This window comes from Rhizobium sp. BK661 (genome assembly GCF_024808825.1).
GTDB lineage: Bacteria > Pseudomonadota > Alphaproteobacteria > Rhizobiales > Rhizobiaceae > Rhizobium.
This window is the reverse complement of record NZ_JANTYT010000005.1, coordinates 79,258-97,042: the sequence shown is the minus strand read 5'-3', so window position 1 is coordinate 97,042 and position 17,785 is coordinate 79,258. Positions and strand designations below refer to the sequence as shown.

19 protein-coding genes are annotated in these 17,785 nt (G+C 60.4%); 9 read left to right on the top strand and 10 right to left on the bottom strand.

Going from position 1 to position 17,785, the window contains the following annotated elements; all coding sequences use genetic code 11:
* Nucleotides 1–69: 69 nt before the first annotated feature.
* Nucleotides 70–1,593, bottom strand: a complete 1,524-nt coding sequence (locus FHX16_RS12980) for a sugar ABC transporter ATP-binding protein (RefSeq protein ID WP_183862393.1) — start codon at nucleotides 1,591–1,593, stop codon at nucleotides 70–72.
* Between the two features lie 169 nt (nucleotides 1,594–1,762).
* Between FHX16_RS12980 and FHX16_RS12975 the strand changes: the two genes are divergently transcribed.
* Entirely contained in the window at nucleotides 1,763–2,794 is a 1,032-nt protein-coding gene (locus FHX16_RS12975; RefSeq protein WP_016556993.1) for a LacI family DNA-binding transcriptional regulator, read from the top strand.
* A 21-nt stretch (nucleotides 2,795–2,815) separates the two neighbouring features.
* Here the strand turns inward: FHX16_RS12975 and FHX16_RS12970 are convergent, their stop codons facing one another.
* Both FHX16_RS12970 and FHX16_RS12965 read right to left on the bottom strand, forming a co-directional pair.
* Nucleotides 2,816–3,034: a hypothetical protein gene (locus FHX16_RS12970; RefSeq protein ID WP_183755883.1), complete on the bottom strand. Its 219-nt coding sequence runs from the start codon at nucleotides 3,032–3,034 to the stop codon at nucleotides 2,816–2,818.
* 130 nt (nucleotides 3,035–3,164) lie between these two features.
* Nucleotides 3,165–3,662, bottom strand: coding sequence for a helix-turn-helix domain-containing protein (locus tag FHX16_RS12965; protein WP_183862394.1), 498 nt, complete (start codon nucleotides 3,660–3,662; stop codon nucleotides 3,165–3,167).
* Nucleotides 3,663–3,769: 107 nt separating this feature from the next.
* Here FHX16_RS12965 and FHX16_RS12960 point away from each other — a divergent pair, with 107 nt between their 5' ends.
* The 6 genes from FHX16_RS12960 to FHX16_RS12935 all read left to right on the top strand — a co-directional run bounded on the left by FHX16_RS12960 (nucleotide 3,770) and on the right by FHX16_RS12935 (nucleotide 7,728).
* Entirely contained in the window at nucleotides 3,770–4,213 is a 444-nt protein-coding gene (locus FHX16_RS12960; protein WP_405049279.1) for an Ohr family peroxiredoxin, read from the top strand.
* A gap of 15 nt (nucleotides 4,214–4,228) precedes the next feature.
* On the top strand, nucleotides 4,229–4,753 hold the full coding sequence (locus FHX16_RS12955) for a hypothetical protein (RefSeq protein ID WP_183862398.1): 525 nt from the start codon (nucleotides 4,229–4,231) through the stop codon (nucleotides 4,751–4,753).
* Nucleotides 4,754–4,906: 153 nt separating this feature from the next.
* Nucleotides 4,907–5,068, top strand: coding sequence for a putative quinol monooxygenase (locus tag FHX16_RS12950; protein ID WP_259128626.1), 162 nt, complete (start codon nucleotides 4,907–4,909; stop codon nucleotides 5,066–5,068).
* A 146-nt stretch (nucleotides 5,069–5,214) separates the two neighbouring features.
* Nucleotides 5,215–5,661 (top strand): MarR family winged helix-turn-helix transcriptional regulator, encoded by a 447-nt coding sequence (locus tag FHX16_RS12945; protein WP_183862400.1) that lies wholly within the window; start codon nucleotides 5,215–5,217, stop codon nucleotides 5,659–5,661.
* A gap of 94 nt (nucleotides 5,662–5,755) precedes the next feature.
* On the top strand, nucleotides 5,756–6,751 hold the full coding sequence (locus FHX16_RS12940) for a nitrilase-related carbon-nitrogen hydrolase (protein ID WP_183862402.1): 996 nt from the start codon (nucleotides 5,756–5,758) through the stop codon (nucleotides 6,749–6,751).
* A gap of 41 nt (nucleotides 6,752–6,792) precedes the next feature.
* Nucleotides 6,793–7,728 carry an NAD(P)H-binding protein gene (locus FHX16_RS12935; protein ID WP_259128624.1) on the top strand — a complete coding sequence of 312 codons (936 nt, stop codon included), beginning with the start codon at nucleotides 6,793–6,795 and terminating at the stop codon, nucleotides 7,726–7,728.
* A gap of 8 nt (nucleotides 7,729–7,736) precedes the next feature.
* Here the strand turns inward: FHX16_RS12935 and FHX16_RS12930 are convergent, their stop codons facing one another.
* The 7 genes from FHX16_RS12930 to FHX16_RS12900 all read right to left on the bottom strand — a co-directional run bounded on the left by FHX16_RS12930 (nucleotide 7,737) and on the right by FHX16_RS12900 (nucleotide 15,950).
* Nucleotides 7,737–8,126 carry an ester cyclase gene (locus tag FHX16_RS12930; protein ID WP_183862406.1) on the bottom strand — a complete coding sequence of 130 codons (390 nt, stop codon included), beginning with the start codon at nucleotides 8,124–8,126 and terminating at the stop codon, nucleotides 7,737–7,739.
* A 108-nt stretch (nucleotides 8,127–8,234) separates the two neighbouring features.
* Nucleotides 8,235–9,008 (bottom strand): phosphodiester glycosidase family protein, encoded by a 774-nt coding sequence (locus tag FHX16_RS12925; RefSeq protein ID WP_259128622.1) that lies wholly within the window; start codon nucleotides 9,006–9,008, stop codon nucleotides 8,235–8,237.
* 138 nt (nucleotides 9,009–9,146) lie between these two features.
* On the bottom strand, nucleotides 9,147–10,457 hold the full coding sequence (xylA, locus tag FHX16_RS12920) for a xylose isomerase (RefSeq protein WP_259128620.1): 1,311 nt from the start codon (nucleotides 10,455–10,457) through the stop codon (nucleotides 9,147–9,149).
* 37 nt (nucleotides 10,458–10,494) lie between these two features.
* On the bottom strand, nucleotides 10,495–11,949 hold the full coding sequence (gene xylB / locus FHX16_RS12915) for a xylulokinase (RefSeq protein WP_259128616.1): 1,455 nt from the start codon (nucleotides 11,947–11,949) through the stop codon (nucleotides 10,495–10,497).
* Between the two features lie 18 nt (nucleotides 11,950–11,967).
* Nucleotides 11,968–12,993: a LacI family DNA-binding transcriptional regulator gene (locus FHX16_RS12910; protein WP_183862411.1), complete on the bottom strand. Its 1,026-nt coding sequence runs from the start codon at nucleotides 12,991–12,993 to the stop codon at nucleotides 11,968–11,970.
* Between the two features lie 147 nt (nucleotides 12,994–13,140).
* Nucleotides 13,141–14,733 carry a DHA2 family efflux MFS transporter permease subunit gene (locus FHX16_RS12905; protein WP_183862413.1) on the bottom strand — a complete coding sequence of 531 codons (1,593 nt, stop codon included), beginning with the start codon at nucleotides 14,731–14,733 and terminating at the stop codon, nucleotides 13,141–13,143.
* A 20-nt stretch (nucleotides 14,734–14,753) separates the two neighbouring features.
* The gene (locus tag FHX16_RS12900; RefSeq protein ID WP_183755894.1) at nucleotides 14,754–15,950 is read right to left on the bottom strand and encodes an HlyD family secretion protein; all 1,197 of its coding nucleotides are present in this window, start codon (nucleotides 15,948–15,950) and stop codon (nucleotides 14,754–14,756) included.
* A 155-nt stretch (nucleotides 15,951–16,105) separates the two neighbouring features.
* On the opposite strand from FHX16_RS12900, the gene FHX16_RS12895 reads away from it, so the two are divergent.
* Nucleotides 16,106–16,783, top strand: coding sequence for a TetR/AcrR family transcriptional regulator (locus FHX16_RS12895; RefSeq protein ID WP_183755895.1), 678 nt, complete (start codon nucleotides 16,106–16,108; stop codon nucleotides 16,781–16,783).
* Nucleotides 16,784–16,884: 101 nt separating this feature from the next.
* Nucleotides 16,885–17,724 (top strand): AraC family transcriptional regulator, encoded by an 840-nt coding sequence (locus FHX16_RS12890; protein WP_183862415.1) that lies wholly within the window; start codon nucleotides 16,885–16,887, stop codon nucleotides 17,722–17,724.
* Nucleotides 17,725–17,785 lie beyond the last annotated feature (61 nt).

Below are 17,785 nucleotides of genomic sequence, written 5' to 3'. Positions count from 1 at the left end.
CCTCCCGCCCCAAATTCGATGGGCATCATATTTTCGCAGCGCGCTTGACGCAGCCGCCTCCCGCCAATGTCAGGCGGCTTTTCTCTTCAATCCGGCGGCGTAACGCATGATCTCCTGCTCCGAGATCTCGTCACCCTCGAGCACGCCAACGATCCGTCCCTCGCGCATCACGGCGACGCGCGTGCAGAGGCCGATCACTTCAGGCATTTCCGAGGAAACGACAATGATGGATCGACCGTCGCGCGCCAATGCCGAGATGAAATGATAGATCTGCTGCTTGGTGCCGACATCGATGCCGCGTGTCGGCTCGTCGATGATGATGATCTCGGGCTCGGTCTCCATGACCTTGGCCAGCAACAGCTTCTGCTGATTGCCGCCTGACATGCGGCCGGCAACGATGTTGGTGTCGCGAACGCGGATATCGAAGCGCCGCCGCGCCTTGGCAAGCGCCTTCGCCTCGCTGCTCGGGCTGAGATAGCCGTGCCGCGAATGCTGGCCGAGCGACTGCAGAGTCAGATTGGTCATCATGCCGGAACGCAGGAGCAAACCCTTCGACTTGCGATCCTTCGTCATGTAGGCAAGCCCGGCGCGGTTGGCTGCATGCACATCGCCCGAAAACACGGATTCACCGCGAATGACGACCTCGCCGGACGCACGCGCCCGCAACCCGGCGATTGCTTCCATCAGCTCCGTGCGACCAGAACCGATCATGCCGGAGAAGCCGATGATCTCGCCCTTGCGAACCTCGAAGCTCGCATCCTGCACATAGCCGGTTGAAACACCTTCGACCCGGAGGACGACGTCCTCGTCGACATTGGGTTCCACTTTGGTGGGATAAAGGCTCGACAGTTCACGCCCGACCATCAGCTGCGCAATGGATTCGCCGTCGAGCATCGCCGTCGGCGCCGTCTTGACCCACTGGCCATCGCGCAGCACGGTCACCCGGTCGGTGATCTCCATCACCTCGTCGAGCTTATGCGACACGAAGATAAAGCTTGTTCCCTTGTCGCGTAGCTTGCGCACCTGCCGGAACAGGAAATTCGTCTCCTCGCGCGACAGCACAGCGGTTGGCTCGTCCATGATGACGACGCGGGCATCGCGGCTGATTGCCTTGGCGATTTCCACCATCTGCTTGTCGGCGATCGACAATGTGCTGATGATGGCATTCTCGTCGACGTGGGAGCCGAGGAGATCAAGCGCCTTGCGGGTCTCGGCGCGCATGTACCTGCGATCGAGCACGCCGAACCGCGTGACTTCGCGACCGAGGAAAAGGCTCTCCGTGACCGTCAGATGTTCGGCGAGATTGAATTCCTGATGGATGAGAACGATGCCGAGCGCTTCGGCCGCGCCGTTGGCCGGCAACACGACCGGCTTGCCATCCAGCAGGATCTCGCCCGAACTCGGCTGCTCAAAACCGGACATGACCTTGACCAAGGTCGACTTGCCCGCGCCATTTTCACCCATGAGGGCGTGGATCTCACCGGCACGGAGATCGAAATTGACGCTGAAGAGGACTTGCACGCCGCTGAACGACTTGCAGATGCGCCGCGCGGACAACACCACGGGCGCGGCGTCGGCAGAATCCACACTCATTGACTGACTTCCTCCCTGCGGCTCCCATCCGCTTGAAGCCATATGTAAACCTTTACACGACGCATGTAAAGGTTTACATCACTGTTACACACAGATCTGCAGGTCCTGGCATTTGACCTCCCGGCAAGTCTGTGTAGTGTCGCGGCGAAGGCATCCAAGGCAGGACGCAGTGTCGAATTCCACGCCCGCAACCATAGAAGACGTCGCTCGGATCGCCGAGGTTTCGATCGCGACGGTATCGCGGGCGATCCACACGCCGGAAAAGGTCGCCAACTCGACGCGACTGAAGGTCAATCAGGCGATCGCCATCACCGGCTATACGACGAACGCCATGGCCCGCAGCCTGCGCCTCGGCCGATCGAACATGATACTAGTGGTTGCCCCTGATATCGGCGACCCGAACTTCTCCAACATTCTCGTCGGTCTTGAGAACGAAGCGCGTGCCCATGGCTACGGCATCCTGATCGGCCATACGCAGAACGATGCACAGCGTGGCCTCGAATATCTGAAGTTTCTGAATTCCAACCAGGCCGCCGGGCTGATCCTCTTCACCGGCATTTTGCCCTTCGGCCATCAGACGATGACCGCGCGCCTGCCGCCGAGCGTCGGGGTGTTCGAGCCGGTTTTCAACGGCGGCATCCCTTATGTCGGCGTCGATGACGTCGAGGGCGCCAGAAAGGCGGTCGACCTGCTGCTGGCCGAGGGCCATCGCAAGATCGCCTTCATCGGCGATTCGCGGACGCGCCTTGCTTACAGCCGCCGGCGCCAGGGCTACGATGCGGGGCTAGATGCAGCGGGCGTTGCACCGGACGTGCGTATCGTTCTCGAAGGCGACGGAACGCTGGAAAGCGGCCGTCACGCCGTCGAGCAACTGTTCATGCGCGACACCCTGCCGACCGCTTTCATGTGCGTCAACGACCAGACGGCGATCGGCGTTATGATCGGCCTTGGCGCCCGCGGCTACGACATCCCGACCGACTTCTCGGTAACCGGCTTTGACGACGTGCCACAGGCCGTCTTCATGTCGCCGCCGCTGACAACGATCCGCCAACCACGGACTTTGATCGGCAAGCAGGCCATGGCGCTGCTATTGGAGTTCCTCTCTGACGGCCAGCCGGCGGAAACCGAGATCCTGCTGCGTCCAGATCTTGTCGTGCGCAATTCAGTTGGCGCGCCGTCGCGCCGATGGACGAAACGCTGAGCGGGAGCCGATCGCAGGGCGTTATTCGGCCGGCCTGAAAATCCACTTCACAACATACTGCCCGTTTCGCTTCAGTTTTGTCTTGGTCATGACCTCAACCGGTCCGCCGATTGCGGCCTCGGCTGCCTCAAAGGCTTGGCGGGCTTCTGACATTGCCTTGTGATAGACGCTGTTGTCGCGCTTCGGGCTGTCGGCAACCGCTTGCGCGATGGCCGTCAAGTCCCTTTCTCTGCCGGCCATAGCCTAGCCCCCTGATTTGAAAAACGACGGTCTAAGCTTATCGGCGTTCGCTGCGCAAGCGGAACGAAAAAATTGGCTTTTGGCTGCACGGCCGTGGCTCGCACACGGAATCGATGCGGCGTCGCTACCGCTACCGACTGCGCTTGAACGCCTCCCACCGCTCGTCCCGTTCGCGCTGGTAAGCAGAATTAAGCGCCGCGCTCAAATCTTCCCTGCTGATCGGCTTGCCGCAGCTTTCGCATACCGGGCCAAGCCCCGCCGGCTTGCCGCAGGTCAGGTGCGTATATTGGACCGCCCGACCTTCATCCGGCGACTTCATCCAGGTTTCACCCCAAGCGCGTAGCGCCAGGATCACCGGATAAAAAGCCTCGCCCTTTTCGGTCAGATGGTACTCGTAGCGCGGAGGCCGCTCGCTGTAGCGCCGGCGTTCCACAATGCCTTCCGCCTCCAGCGACTTCAAACGCGATGCAATCATCTGCGGCGTCCCCCCGGTCTGCGCCTGGATCTCCTCGAACCGATAACTGCGCATGAAGAGCTCGCGCAGGATCAGTACCGTCCATCGGTCCCCGACCACCGCCTCTGAGCGGGCCACCGGGCATAGCGTATCCAAAACCGATTCCTTGTCCATTTCGCTACTTTCTTTTTCATAGGTACTTGCAACTATGATTTTCATAGCCAACATAAGAAACCGTGGAAGCAAGTGCAATAGGTCCAGACGGACCTACGCCGAGAGGAATGACAATGACCCAAGCCACTCATGGCGGCGAGGCAAACCTCTATACCGCCAAGACCCACACAGTCGGCGGTCGGGAAAGGGGAACTGCTCGCAGTTCCGACGGCAATCTCGACATCAAGCTCGCAATTCCCGGCTCCGAACGAACCGGCAGCAACCCTGAACAGCTTTTGGCAGCGGGATGGTCGGCGGCATGCTTAGAGGGTGCCATTGCCCGCGTCGCACGCAGCAAAAAGATCTCCCTCCCCTCCGGTCCGGAGATCGATGCCGAAATTGACCTCAACCTTGCCGATGATGGCCTCTTTCTGCGGGCGCGCTTGAACGTCCGGCTGGACGGTGTCGATGCGAAGGCAGCGGAGGCAATCGTCGAGCAGGCCCATCTCACCTGCCCCTTCTCGAAAGCGTTGCGAGGCAACGTGGATGTCGAAATCAAACTTACCCCGTAATGAAAGGAACCAGCCATGAGCGATCATGAAATCGTCGATTCAAGCTTTACCGCCATCATCAACGCACCGATCGAGAAGATAGATATTCCGAAATGGTGCTTCACGCTGCCGGAGGATGAATATCAGCGATGCTCGCCGGCTCACATCGCCGCGGGCTTCACCACCGCACCGGACGGCAAGCGCATGTCCATCAACGTCGAGACGATCGGCGGCAGCCTGATGGTTCAGCACTACGTCGAGACGTTGGGTGAAAAGGATCACCTGATCCTTGAGTCGGTTTCGGATATAGTCACACCGACGGGCCGCACGACGATCCATGTGCTTTGGGAACTCAGCGTCAGGCGCATCGACGATCAGACCTGCGAATTCACGAACCACGTTCGTTCCAAGGCAACAGAAGAGTTCAAGGCCTTTCTCGACAGGCAGGGCATCCCCTTCGACGTGTTCCGCGCACAACGGCAGCCGATGTCGATTGCGCACAACAAGGGAGAAACACCCCTTTTCGCTGCGAGCATTGAGCGCGCCGCGCTTCGCAATTAGGCATCTCGGAACGTCAAACTCTGGAGACAGACATGTCACAGCCGAACGACAGCAAGCAGACGACAGCGCTCCTCTTCGTCGATCGTGCTGCTGAACCACAGGGCGCCCCGCCGTCTCCATGATGAGAGCGGTACCCTGACCTTCGAGGTCATGGTGTCGAACGACGACGAGGCGAAGTTGCATATCTATGAAGTCTACGCTGATGCCGCCGCATTCGAGGCGCATCTGAACAGCTCCTCCATCAGGCAGTTTCGCGAAGAAACCGCGGGGATGGTAGCCGGCATCGTTGTGGCGAAGTCCACGCTGGCGCAATAGGGCCAACTGGAAGAAACGGCGGCGCCGCCTTTCGCCGCCGCTCCAGCCATACGGGCGACCGCTGGAAACGTCTGAAAATTTCCATGTTGACATTATGTTGCATATACATCATATAATTGTCCATGGGAACGAGGACGGAAAGCAAAATGGGCGTGACGAATATCGTCGGCGAGATCACGCAGAACTGTCTGATGACGCGTACGCGTCGTATATCGCGCTTCGCAACCAATCTCTATGACCATGAACTGCGGCACTACGGGGTCAACGCCCCACAGTTCTCGTTGCTTGTGCTGATCGCTAAGCTCGGTAGTGCAAGCCGCGCCGAAATCGGGCGCGCCAACTACCAAGATCGCTCAACGCTGACACGCAATCTCGCCCTCCTCCTGAATGAAGGCTGGATCGAAGAGAAGGTTTCCGAAAAGGGCGGACGGAGGCGTCCGATCATCCTCTCACAAGCCGGCAAGGATCTGCTGACTTCGGCAGCTCCGGCCTGGCGACTAGCGCAGACGAAGGCGCGGGCCTTGCTTGGCGCGGAAGGCGTTGCTGCCGTGCTCGATGTGGCCGACAGCCTGCCACTCGGCCAAGTCGAGTAAAGGAATCACAAATGTTGCATATACAATATCAATAACTTCAATGTTGCATATGCAATTAAGTTGCCGAATACGCTCAACTGAAAGGACCGTTATCATGAGCACCATCGTCAAAGCCGCCGCCGTGCAGATCAGTCCCGTGCTCTACAGCCGGGCAGGCACCGTCGACAAGGTTGTCAGGAAGATCCGAGAACTGGGCAAGCAGGGCGTTCAGTTCGCGACCTTCCCGGAAACCCTCGTTCCCTACTACCCCTACTTCTCCTTCCTGCAACCCGCATTCCAGATGGGCAAGGAGCACCAGCGCCTGCTCGAAGAGTCGGTGACAGTGCCTTCCGCCGAAACGCGTGCCATCGGCGAGGCGGCCCGCGAGGCAAAGATGGTCGTCTCGATCGGCGTCAACGAGCGTGACGGCGGATCGATCTACAATACGCAGCTCCTCTTCGATGCCGACGGTACGCTGATCCAGCGCCGCCGCAAGCTCACGCCAACCTATTACGAGCGCATGATCTGGGGCCAGGGTGACGCCTCGGGACTGCAGGCGGTCGACAGTTGCGTCGGGCGCATTGGCCAGCTTGCCTGCTGGGAGCATTTCCTGCCGCTGGCCCGCTACGCCCTCATCGCCGACGGCGAGCAGATCCACTCGGCGATGTATCCGGGATCGATGTACGGCCAGCTTTTTGCTGACAAGATAGAAGTCAGCATTCGCCAGCATGCGTTGGAATCCGCCTGTTTCGTGGTCAATGCCACGGCCTGGCTCGACGCCGATCAGCAGGCTCAGATCCTGAAGGACACGGGGTCCGCCGGAGGACCGATTTCCGGCGGTTGCTTCACGACCATCGTCAATCCCGAGGGGCAGATCATCGGCGAGCCGCTGACCGCAGGCGAAGGCGAAGTGGTCGCCGATCTCGATTTTGCTCTGATCGACGCGCGCAAGAGGCTCATGGACGCCGCCGGCCACTACAGCCGTCCGGAGTTCCTCAGCCTGCGGATCGACCGCAGGCCGGCCCTCCATGTCCATGATCTGAGCGCACAGCCGAAGGCCGAAGCCTTCCACGCAAGATCTGTTGAGGAAAAGGCCGTCGAGGTTCTCTGAACGCGCGCTGAATTTGAACGAACGGAAAGAAGGCAAGGACCATGACTACTCAATCGTCTCAGGATAGCCCGATCCTCGTAACCGGTGCGGCCGGCGACGTCGGCGCCGTTGGCCGCAACCTTACAGAGATGCTGCTCGCGAAGGGCCACAGGGTGCGCGCCCTGGTCCGCCGGGAGGATGAACGTGCCGAAGCCCTGAGGCGCCTCGGAGCCGAGGTGGTCCAGGGTGACCTGACCGACCTCGCCTCGATGCATCGGGCGATCCAAGGCACAAAGCGTATCTATTTCGGCATGTCGATCTCGGCTGCCTATCTGGAAGCGACGATCAATACCGCGGCCGTTGCGCGCCATCATGGTGTCGAGGCGTTCGTGAACATGTCGCAGATGACCGTTTCGCAAATGAGCATCACCGAGACAACCGACAGCCCGCAACACCGGCTGCACTGGCTTGCCGAGCAAGCCCTGGCCTGGTCCGGTCTGCCGGTGGTTACCGTCCGCCCCACGGCCTTTCTGGAAGGCTTCTTTCTGCGGCTCGCCGCCGACAGCGTCCGGGAACGAGACGAACTCGCATTGCCGCTCGGCAGCAGCAAGACGTCGCCCGTCGCCGCCGCGGATGTTGCAAGGGCTGTCGCCGTGGTCCTCGACGATCCGGCACCGCACATCGGAAAGATCTATAACTTGACCGGCTACGAGTCGGCCGATCTTGACCACCATGCGCGTAGCTTTTCCGAAGCCCTCGGACGGCCTATCCGCTACCGTGACATTCCGCTGCCCGCATGGATTGATGCGTTGAAGAATGCCGGCGTACCGCCGCATCTTGCCAGCCACCTTACCGTGATGGCGGACCTCCACAAGCAGGGCAGCTACGACCGCATGACCGATGATCTCTTCCAGCTCATCGGCAAGGCACCTGTCAGTATGCAGGAATTCGTAAAACACAATGCCACCGCGTTCACGCGCGGCGGTGCCGCGGGCTGAGGCTATATTTACAGGAGCTGGGATGCGATGGCGGCCTTGTCGATGACAGACCAGACCGCCTCGATCTCCCCATCCCGAAATTCATAAAACACGTTCTCGGTGAATGAGATTCTCTTGCCATTCACCGGTAGCCCAAACAGCAGCCCTATCGGCGTGCAGTCAAACCGCAGGCGGCTTCCGACGCGCGGCGGCTCGGAAACCAGAAAATCGATATCGAAGAAGAGGTCCGGAATCGTTTGAAAGTCACCCTCGAGCATCTGGCGATATCCAGACAATCCGATCGGCTCTCCGTTGTAGCGAACATCCGGATGAACGAACTGTCCGAGCGCCGACCAATTCTGGCTGTTCAGGCAGACGATGTATTCCCGATAGATGGCCGCAAGGTCGGCTTTGGACACGACTCTCCTCCGGTTCTTATGGTACCGGGGCCAATTAGGATGACGCGGAGATTTGGCAACCAGACATGGGCACGATCCGGATGCCCTGAATGCGGCTCATCCGGTGCGCTATTCGACGAGGCCGAACATCGGGCCGAACCCGCCATGCCAAGACTTGTCGTCACGTCCCAAGGCGGGACTGTAGAGCCCGACACCCCGGCCACCATCGAGAAACAGCGCATTCGGGCAGGCCAGATGATCGCGGAACAGGCGCGCGAAATCGTGGAAGTTCACCCTGTCTTCGCTGACCGCGAAGTGCACCACGCCATCGCCACAGATACCGACGCCGCCGCGACGGGTCTTGTCTGTCGAACCGACGATGAAGATCGGGTTCAGCTTGTTGTCGATGACGAGCATCGGGCCGGACTGCGTGGCAAGCCGGACATCAAGGCGGCGCTTCAGGAATTCCTGCGTCGGAAGTATTCCCGCGGATGTCCCGTCGATGAAGAATACGCCATTCGGCTTCTTGTAGAAGTTCGGTACCGGCCCGTCAGCCGGCCCATCGCTTCGTGCGGTGCTGGCGGGTCGCAATTCCCTGCCGTCTTCGACATAGAGCCCGATCGGCGAGAAATCGGGCAGATACATGCCGGCATTGACCGCAAACACCAAGCTTTGCCCGTTCTTTTGAACAGCCTCGGCGACGCCGGAGAAGTCACGATAGGGTTCTCCGTCAGCGTTCTTCCAGAACAAGCGGAGGTGATCGCTTCCTTTTTCGACCGTGCAGACGACATAGGCCTCGTCTTCGAATGCATCCTGGACGCAAGGCTCTGCGGCGGCAGCACCGGCAAACGTCGCTGCGGCCAAAGTCATGGCTGCGACAAGCATACCCTGTCTGAAGTCCATCGCAGCCCTTTCCTTGAGATCGCCGAGCCCAACCAGCGATCGCGCTTCCACCAAACATGGAAACGGCATCGCCTCGATCAACAAGAAGGGCCGGGAAGCCTTCGCTCCCCGGCCCTCTCCTCCACAATCAACCGCCGATCAAACGTAACGGTTGACGATGTTTTCGAGCAGTTCCTGCTTGCCGGACTTCGGCTGCGGGTTGATGTCCTTGGCTTCGACCCACTCGGCGATCTGCTCGAGCGAGTATTCCCCGCGGGCGAGCTTCTGGCCTTCGACCGAATCCCAGCCGGCATAGCGGGCGTCGAGCGGACCGGACAGAGCCTTGTCCTCGATCATCTTGGCAGCAGCCTTGAGACCGCGGGCGCAGGCATCCATGCCGCCGATGTGGCCGATCAGCAGATCTTCCGCGTCGAGCGACTGGCGGCGCAGCTTGGCGTCGAAGTTGGTGCCACCCGTCGTGAAGCCGCCACCCTGCAGAACCTGGTAGTAGGCGAGCGCCATTTCCGGAACGTTGTTCGGGAACTGGTCGGTATCCCAGCCGGACTGGTAGTCGTTGCGGTTCATGTCGATCGAGCCGAACACGCCGAGCGCATTGGCGAGCGCCAGTTCGTGCTCGAAGGAGTGGCCAGCGAGGATCGCATGGCCCTGCTCGATGTTGAGCTTCACTTCGTTTTCGAGGCCATGCTGCTTCAGGAAGCCGTAGACCGTCGCGACGTCGTAGTCGTACTGGTGCTTGGTCGGCTCTTGCGGCTTCGGCTCGATGAGGATCGTGCCCTTGAAGCCGATCTTGTGCTTGTACTCGACGACGAGGTTGAGGAAGCGGCCGAGATGGTCGAGTTCCTTCTTGAGGTCGGTGTTGAGCAGGGTTTCATAGCCTTCGCGGCCGCCCCAGAGAACATAGTTGGCGCCGCCGAGCTTCATCGTGGCGTCCATGCAGGTCTTAACCGTCGCGGCCGAGTAGGCGAAAACATCCGGATCCGGGTTGGTGGCAGCACCCGACATGAAGCGACGGTTGGAGAAGAGGTTCGCCGTGCCCCAGAGCAGCTTGGTTCCGGTCGCGGCCTGCTTTTCGGCGAAGTAATCGACGATCTCGTTCAGGTTCTTGGTGTTCTCTGCGAAGTTCTTGCCTTCAGGGCGCACATCGGCGTCGTGGAAGCAGTAGAACGGTGCGTCGAGGATCTGGAAGAGTTCGAACGCGACGTCGGCCTTCAGCTTCGCAGCCTTCATCGAGTCTTCGAACCAGGGGCGCAGGAAGGTCCGTCCGCCGAAGGGATCGCCGCCCTCCCAGGCAAACGTGTGCCAGTAGGCGACGGCGAAGCGCAGATGGTCTTCCAGACGCTTGCCGAGAACGACTTCGTCCTTGTTATAGTGGCGGAAGGCGAGCGGATTGGTGCTCTCGGGGCCTTCGTACTTGATCTTCTGGATGTCGCCGAAAAATCCGGTGCTCATCTCGTGTCTCCTCAGGTTTCGAATTGTTGTTCTGGGTTCAGTGCTGCAGCGATTTGATCGCCGGGTAGAGAGCGCGATAGCGCTTGTAGGCATCTTCGTAGGCGCCGGAGAGCGCTGCGACCGGCTCGATCGTGCCCGCCGTCTTCGGCGGCGTGCAGACGGCAACCGGATCTACGCCGGTGGCCGCAATCAGGCCGAGACGCGCCGCGCCGAATGCCGCGCCGAAGTCGCCATCGGCGGGCAGGTCGACGGGAACACCGAGCGCCGTCGCGATCGAGGCCAGCCAGTAGCGCGAGCGCGAACCGCCGCCGATCGCCGTGACGCGGGAAATATCCGTACCTGCCGAGCGCAGCGCTTCGAGATTGTCGCGGATGGCGAAGGACACGCCTTCGAGAACCGCCTGGGTCAGCACGACGCGGCTGCTCTCATGCTCGAGGCCGATGAACGCGCCGCGAATGACGGCGTCGTTGTGCGGCGTGCGCTCGCCGGAGAGATAGGGAAGGAAGGTGACGCCTGATGGTGCCTTCAATGTTTCGCCGAGTTCGGTGGTCAGATCCGCCGCCGACTTGCCGGTCACGCTGGAATGCCAGTTCAGCGCGTCGGTCGCGGAAAGAATGACGCCCATCTGATGCCAGGTGTTGGGCAGCGCGTGGCAGAAGGCGTGCACGGCACTCTCCGGCTTCGGCAGATAGGCGGCATTGGCCGCAAAGAGAACGCCCGAGGTGCCGAGCGACACGAAAGCCGCTCCGTGGCTGACGGTACCCATGCCGCAAGCCGAAGCGGCGTTGTCGCCAGCGCCGCCGGCAACGACGACGCTACCTCTGATGCCCCATTGGCCTGCCAGCTCGCCGCGCAGCTTGCCGCCCTGCTCCGTGCCTTCGATCAGGCGAGGCATCTGCTTTTCATCAAGACCGGTCGCGGCAAGCAGCTCCGAGGACCATTTGCGCTTGCCCGTATCGAGCCAGGAGGTGCCGGCGGAATCCGACATTTCGGAGATGTGCTCGCCGGTCAGCCAGAGACGCAGGTAGTCCTTTGGCAGCAGCACCTTGGCGACCTTGGCGAAGATCTCGGGCTCATGCTTGGCAACCCAGGCAAGCTTCGGCGCCGTGAAGCCGGGGAAAACGATGTTGCCGGTCAGCTTGCGGAAGCGCGGATCGGAATCCAGTGCAGCCGCTTCGACATAGGAGCGCGTGTCGTTCCAGAGAATGCAAGGACGCAGTACCTTGTCGTCGGCATCGAGCAGCGTCGCGCCGTGCATCTGGCCGGACAGGCCGATGCCCTTCACGGCGGCGAGCTCCTTCGGGTGCTTTGCCTTCAGCCCGGCAACCGCCTCCTCCGTCGCGCGGATCCAGTGCGACGGCTCCTGCTCCGACCAGCCGGAATGCGGGCGCGAAACGTCGAGCGAACCATTGGCCGAACCGATGATCTTCTGATCGCCGTCGATCAGCATGGCTTTGACGCCGGAGGTTCCGAGATCGAGACCCAGATACATGTGTTTCTCCCTTTGCCGTTACGGCAGATTGTCTTTTAGAAAAATGTCGAGCCGGATGCGTTCCTGCGCCTCGATGACGGCAAGCCCGTCCGCCTTCGCCTTGAGGACGCGGATGGCGCTGCGCACTTCATGGCCCGCATTCTGGTTGAGAATTGCGTCAATGGTGCCGTCGAGCAGCGCAGCGCGGGTATGGGCGGTCAGTTCATGGGCGATGACCGTCAGCGACCGATCGACCGCCTTTTCCTTCAACGCCCTGATCAGGCCACGATTACCAGCGCCGAGGCTGTAGACCCCGATGATGCCGCTTTTCTTCGACAGCGCGTCCGCAACCAGCATATACGCCATCTCGGGATCGTCGCGGCCTTCGATGACAGGCAGGATGGAGAGCGATGGAAACTCCGCCGCGATAACGGCGGCAAAGCCTTCGAGGCGTTCGCGATGGTCGCGCACCAGCATCGAACCGGCGAGCACGGCGATCTCGCCCTTTGCGCTACTGAGGAAACGGCCCAGCAGCCGCGCGGCTGTACGGCCGGCAGCGATGTTGTCGACACCGGCATAGTGATGGCGCTGCGAGCCGGTAAGATCGGAGACAAGGGTCACGACGGGAATGCCGTCATTCACCAGTCGGTCGACGGCGTCGCGCACATCAGGCGCATCCGTGGCGACAAGGGCGATCCCCGAAGGCCGCTCCTCGCAAAGCTCATCCAGGACCGTGACGAGCGCGGTCGGATCAAAGGCCGGCACCTCGATCGTGCGAATATCCGTCCGCTCGGCGGGCGAGCGGGCGACGGCGGCGCGTACCTCGTCGTTCAGACCGTGCATGAAGGAGTTGTCGCTGGCCGGGAGGATGAAGACGAGTGGGTAGGTCCGGCCCTTGGCAAGGTTGGCGGCAGCAACGTCCCTGACATAGCCGATCTCGCGAATCGCGTTCTCGACCTTCTCGCGGGTCACGTGGCGTACGCCCGGCCGCTGGTTCAAAACCCGGTCGACGGTCGCCAGGCTGACGCCTGCCGCAGCAGCGATATCGTGAACTGTTGGCCTCATCTTTCCTCCTGACGAGACCTTTAACTCCAAATTTGATGTACGTAAATCAAAAACTGCAAACGTTTCCGTTCACGTCAAATCTTTGTGCAAAAGCAAAGGCCGGCCCGTTGTCCGGACCGGCCTCGCAAGCTGGTTTGATATGCCTTCTTAGTGACCTCCGCCACCACCGCTTCCGCCTTGTGGCGCAGGCTTGTCCAGCATCAAGACACCGAAGATCATCGCAAGGAATAACACGGTCAGCATCAGGAAGACGTCACTGAAAGACAGAACGATTGCCTGTTTCGTAACAAGTCCAACCATCTGCTTGATGGCAACAGCAGCGCCGTCCATGCCGTAGGTGTTGAAGTTCGCCGCCATGTTGTTCATCTGGTCAATCGCCGCCGGATTGCCCCAATCGATATTTTCGCGCAGTCGCTCGTAGTGCACGTCCTGTCGGTTCGTCAGCACCGTGTTGATCACAGCCAGCCCCACCGCGCCGCCAAGGTTGCGAGTCAGATTGAAGAGGCCGGACGCGCCGCGCATACGGGCGGGCGGCATCGTACCGAGCGCGATGTTGTTGATCGGCACCATGCACATCATCAGCCCGAAGCCGCGGAAGATCTGCGGAATAAAGAGTTCGTAGAAGTCCCAATCCTGGGTCAGGTGCGTCATGATGTAGGTGCCGCATGCGAAGCTGACGAAACCGATGACCATCATCAGCCTGAGATCCATCTTCGTCGACAGCTTTCCAGCGATCGGCGCCGTGAAGAACATCGCGAGGCCAGACACGAACATGGTCTCGCCGATCATCAGCGAGTCGTAGCCGCGAATGCGCCCGAGATAGACCGGGTAGATGTAAGTCAGTCCGTAAAGGCCGATGCCCATGACGAAGGAGAACACCGAACCGAAAGCGAAGTTCCGGTTGGTGAAGGCTCTCAGGTCGACCACCGGAAATTCGACGGTGAAGGCCCGATAGAAGAAGACAACGGCAGCAATCGCAGAGGCGATCGCGCCCATGAAAATATAACTGTCGTTGAACCAGTCGTTGGAGTTGCCTTCCTCGAGCACGTATTCCAGCGCACCGAGGAAGACACCCATCGACAGCAGCCCCCACCAGTCAAACTTCTTGATCAGCGCGAATTCCGGCCTGTCGAAATCGATGAAATTCCAGGTAACGATCGTGACGATGATGCCCGGCACGATGTTGACCAGGAACAGCCAGTGCCAGGAGAACGCGTGGCTGAGATAACCGCCGACGGTCGGGCCGATCGTCGGCGCAAGCGTTGCGATCAGACCGATGATCGGCGACACGATGCTGCGCTTGGACGGCGGGAAGATGGTGAAGGCGGCCGCGAAGACCGACGGGATCATGCCGCCGCCGATGAAGCCCTGGATGGCGCGGTACACGATCATCTGGTCGATGTTCGTCGCCGTTGCGCAGAGCGCGCTCGCCATGGTGAACCCTGCAGCCGAGGCCGCGAACAGGTATCGCGTCGAAACGATGCGCGCGAGGGTGCCTGATAGCGGAATCATGATGACTTCGGCGATCAGGTAAGATGTCTGTACCCAGCCGATCTCGTCCGAACCGGCGCTGAGGCCCGCCTGGATTTCGGCAAGCGATGCCGAGACGATCTGAATGTCGAGGATCGACATGAACATGCCAAGCACCATCGCGAAGAAGGCGATGAGCTTGCGTGGGTCCATGTGCTCCGCGGCCGCCGGAGCGGCCGGGATGGTTCCAACTGTTGCGCTGCCGGCCATGGGCCTACCTCGTCAGGATCTTACTTGCCGGCATCCGGCGCGGTGCGCGTATCGACATCGACGACGACACTAAGGCCGGCCCGCAGGCGGCCGCTGTCGAGAGCATCTTGCGGCAGGGCGATGCGCACCGGGACGCGCTGGATAATCTTGGTGAAGTTACCGGTGGCGTTTTCCGGCGGCAGCAGCGAGAAGACCGAGCCGGAGGCCGGCGAGATCGACTCGACCGTGCCAACGATCGGATGATCGCCATAAGCATCGACATGGACGTTGACCTTCGAGCCGGGAACCAGATGCTGGATCTGCGTTTCCTTGAAGTTTGCGTCGATATAGAGCTGACGGACCGGGACAAGCGCCATCAGCCGCTGACCAGGCGATACCAGATCGCCTTCCTGCACCGACCGGTTGCCGACGACGCCCTCATAGGGCGCCTTCAGGATCGTGAAGGAGAGGTCACGGGCCGCCTTATCGCGCGAAAGCTCCAGCTGGCGGATCGTACCCTCGGCTTCGCGGCGCTGCGCCTGCAGGAGTGTGACGTTGGCGTGCGCGGATGCAATCGCCGCATCACCACCAACGAGGTTTGCCTTGGCCTGATCAAGCGCGATGTTAGCCGCATCGAGGTTGGCGGTCGTGCCAACGGACTTGGATTGCAACTCGGCAGCGCGGGTCTGGGTGATCTGCGCGCCGCGAACGGTGGCTTCGAGGGCCGTCTTCTGAGCCTCGGCCTGATCAAGACTTGCCTGCCCGCCGGCGATCTGTGCATCGATGCGCTGCAGCGAGAGCTTTTCCGTCTCGAGGGAAGCGACGGCCTGATCGAGAGCAAGCTTGTAATCGCCGTCATCAAGCGTCGCGAGCACATCGCCTGCCTTGACCTTCTGGTTGGCAACGACGTTCACCTTGGCGACATAGCCGGTGACCTTCGGCGAGATGGTTGCGATGTCGCCTTCGATATAGGCATCGTCGGTCGACACCATGAAACGGCCCGTCGTCCACCAGTCGTATCCGTACCAGGCGGCACCGGCGAGAAGGACAAGGCCGATGATCGGCAGCGCGAGACTGCGCTTTTTCTTCTTTTCGGCGGGAACAGCCTGCGTATCGCCAGGACTCTGCGGCGTGCGCGGTGCTTCCGCAGCAGGGATTGCTACTTCCCGAGCCTTGCCTTCGGCTTCATCGGTTTCGCTGACGATGCGGGCAACATTGGCTTTTGGACTGGACGACATGAGCGACTACCGGGCAAATTGAGTGAATTTAATCGAACTGAACGGTTCGGTTCAGTTGACATAGAACCTTTTTCCATTCATATCAAGATATATCGAACCGATTGGTTCGGTTTTATTAATGAAAAATTCGCTGATGCGAACATGGTTAAGGAGCGATGACAGAGCTTTCCGATACGCGCGTGGACGATACCCCCTCGATAGGTGGCCGTTGGGCCGCTGGCGAAGATCCCGCCAAGCGCAAACAGATTCTCGACGGCGCCCGCCGCGTTTTCATGAAGCTTGGCTTCGATGCCGCGAGCATGAACGATGTGACGCGCGAAGCCGGAGTTTCAAAGGGAACGCTCTATGTCTACTTCGCCAACAAGGAAGAGCTGTTCACGGCGATAATCGAAAGTGAACGGGCCGCCTTCATCGCATCGATGCGCACGACGCTTGAAGAGCATGACGATGTCGAGGAAGGCCTTCACGACTTTGGTGTAAGCTTCATCGCGCACATGACCGATGAAAAGGTCATCAGCGCCATGCGCACGGTGCTCGGAGTTCGTGAGCGCATGCCGGCTCTCTGTCAACGTTTCTTCAAAGGGCCGGAGAACCTCCGGACTATCCTGCACGATTATCTCGAGCGCTACGTTCAGACCGGGCAATTGCAGATCGAAGACATCGACTTGGCTGCGGGGCAATTCCTGGATCTCTCCAGTGGCAGCTTCTTCAAGTTTCGGCTCTTCGGCAGCATGGAACAACCGCCGTCGGGACCCGAGATAGAGCGTGTCATCTGTGGCGCCATCCGCGTTTTCATGGCCGCCTATGGCGCCAAGCGGAGCGATCCCGCCTGAGCTTTTGATTTCCTTCCCCATCCGCGCCAGAATCCCGCAACTGGGATCAAACGCGGTCTGCTGCCCTTCGCTATGAAGGAAATGCAGCCAAGGGAGAAAGAATGAGCGCCGTCGCACGAGCGATCTGGTTTATCGAAAGTCATTTCGGCAACGACATTACTCTGGAAGAGATTTCGGACGTTGCCGGGCTTTCGCGCTACCATCTTTCGCGCGTCTTCGGACTCGTCACCGGTCGTTCGATCAGCAGCTATATCCGCGCCCGCCGCCTGAGCGGTGCGGCACGGATGCTGGTCAACCAGCCGGCCAACATTCTCGAGGTTGCCCTCGACGCGGGTTATGGCTCGCACGAGGCGTTCACCCGTGCCTTTCGCGACCAATTCGGCGTCACGCCGGACGCCGTGCGCAAGCAAGGGCACATACACAACCTCGCACTTCTGGAACCTATCCGCATGGACCCCGCTCGCCTTCCCGAACTCGAACCGCCGCGCTTCGAAACCTTGCCGCCGATGCTCTTTGCCGGCTTGCAGGAGACCTACCCCTATGGCGGCAATGCCGCGATCCCCTCGCTGTGGCAGACATTCAATGTGCATTTCGGCAGCATTCCCGGCCAGATTGGCAATGTCGCCTATGGCGTCTGCACACATATTGAAGGAGAGGCGGAAAAATTCCGCTACATGGCAGCCGTGGAAGTCAACGACGGCAGCGACCTGCCCGACGGCTTTGTCACCTTGAAAATCCCTGGCCAGCGCTATGCGGTCTTTGCCCATCGCGGCCATGTCTCGGGCATTCCGGCGACGATGCACCGGATCTTCGGGGAGTGGGTGCCGAACTCCGGTATGGAATTTAGCAGTCTGCCCGACATGTTCGAGCGCTACGACGAGCGTTTCGATCCCTATACCGGCATGGGTCTGACGGAAATCTGGATCCCCATCAAGGAATAAAAGTCACTCGGCTTTCGTATATCCCCTTGCGCGCTTGCCAAGGCAGGACGCGTCCGTACAT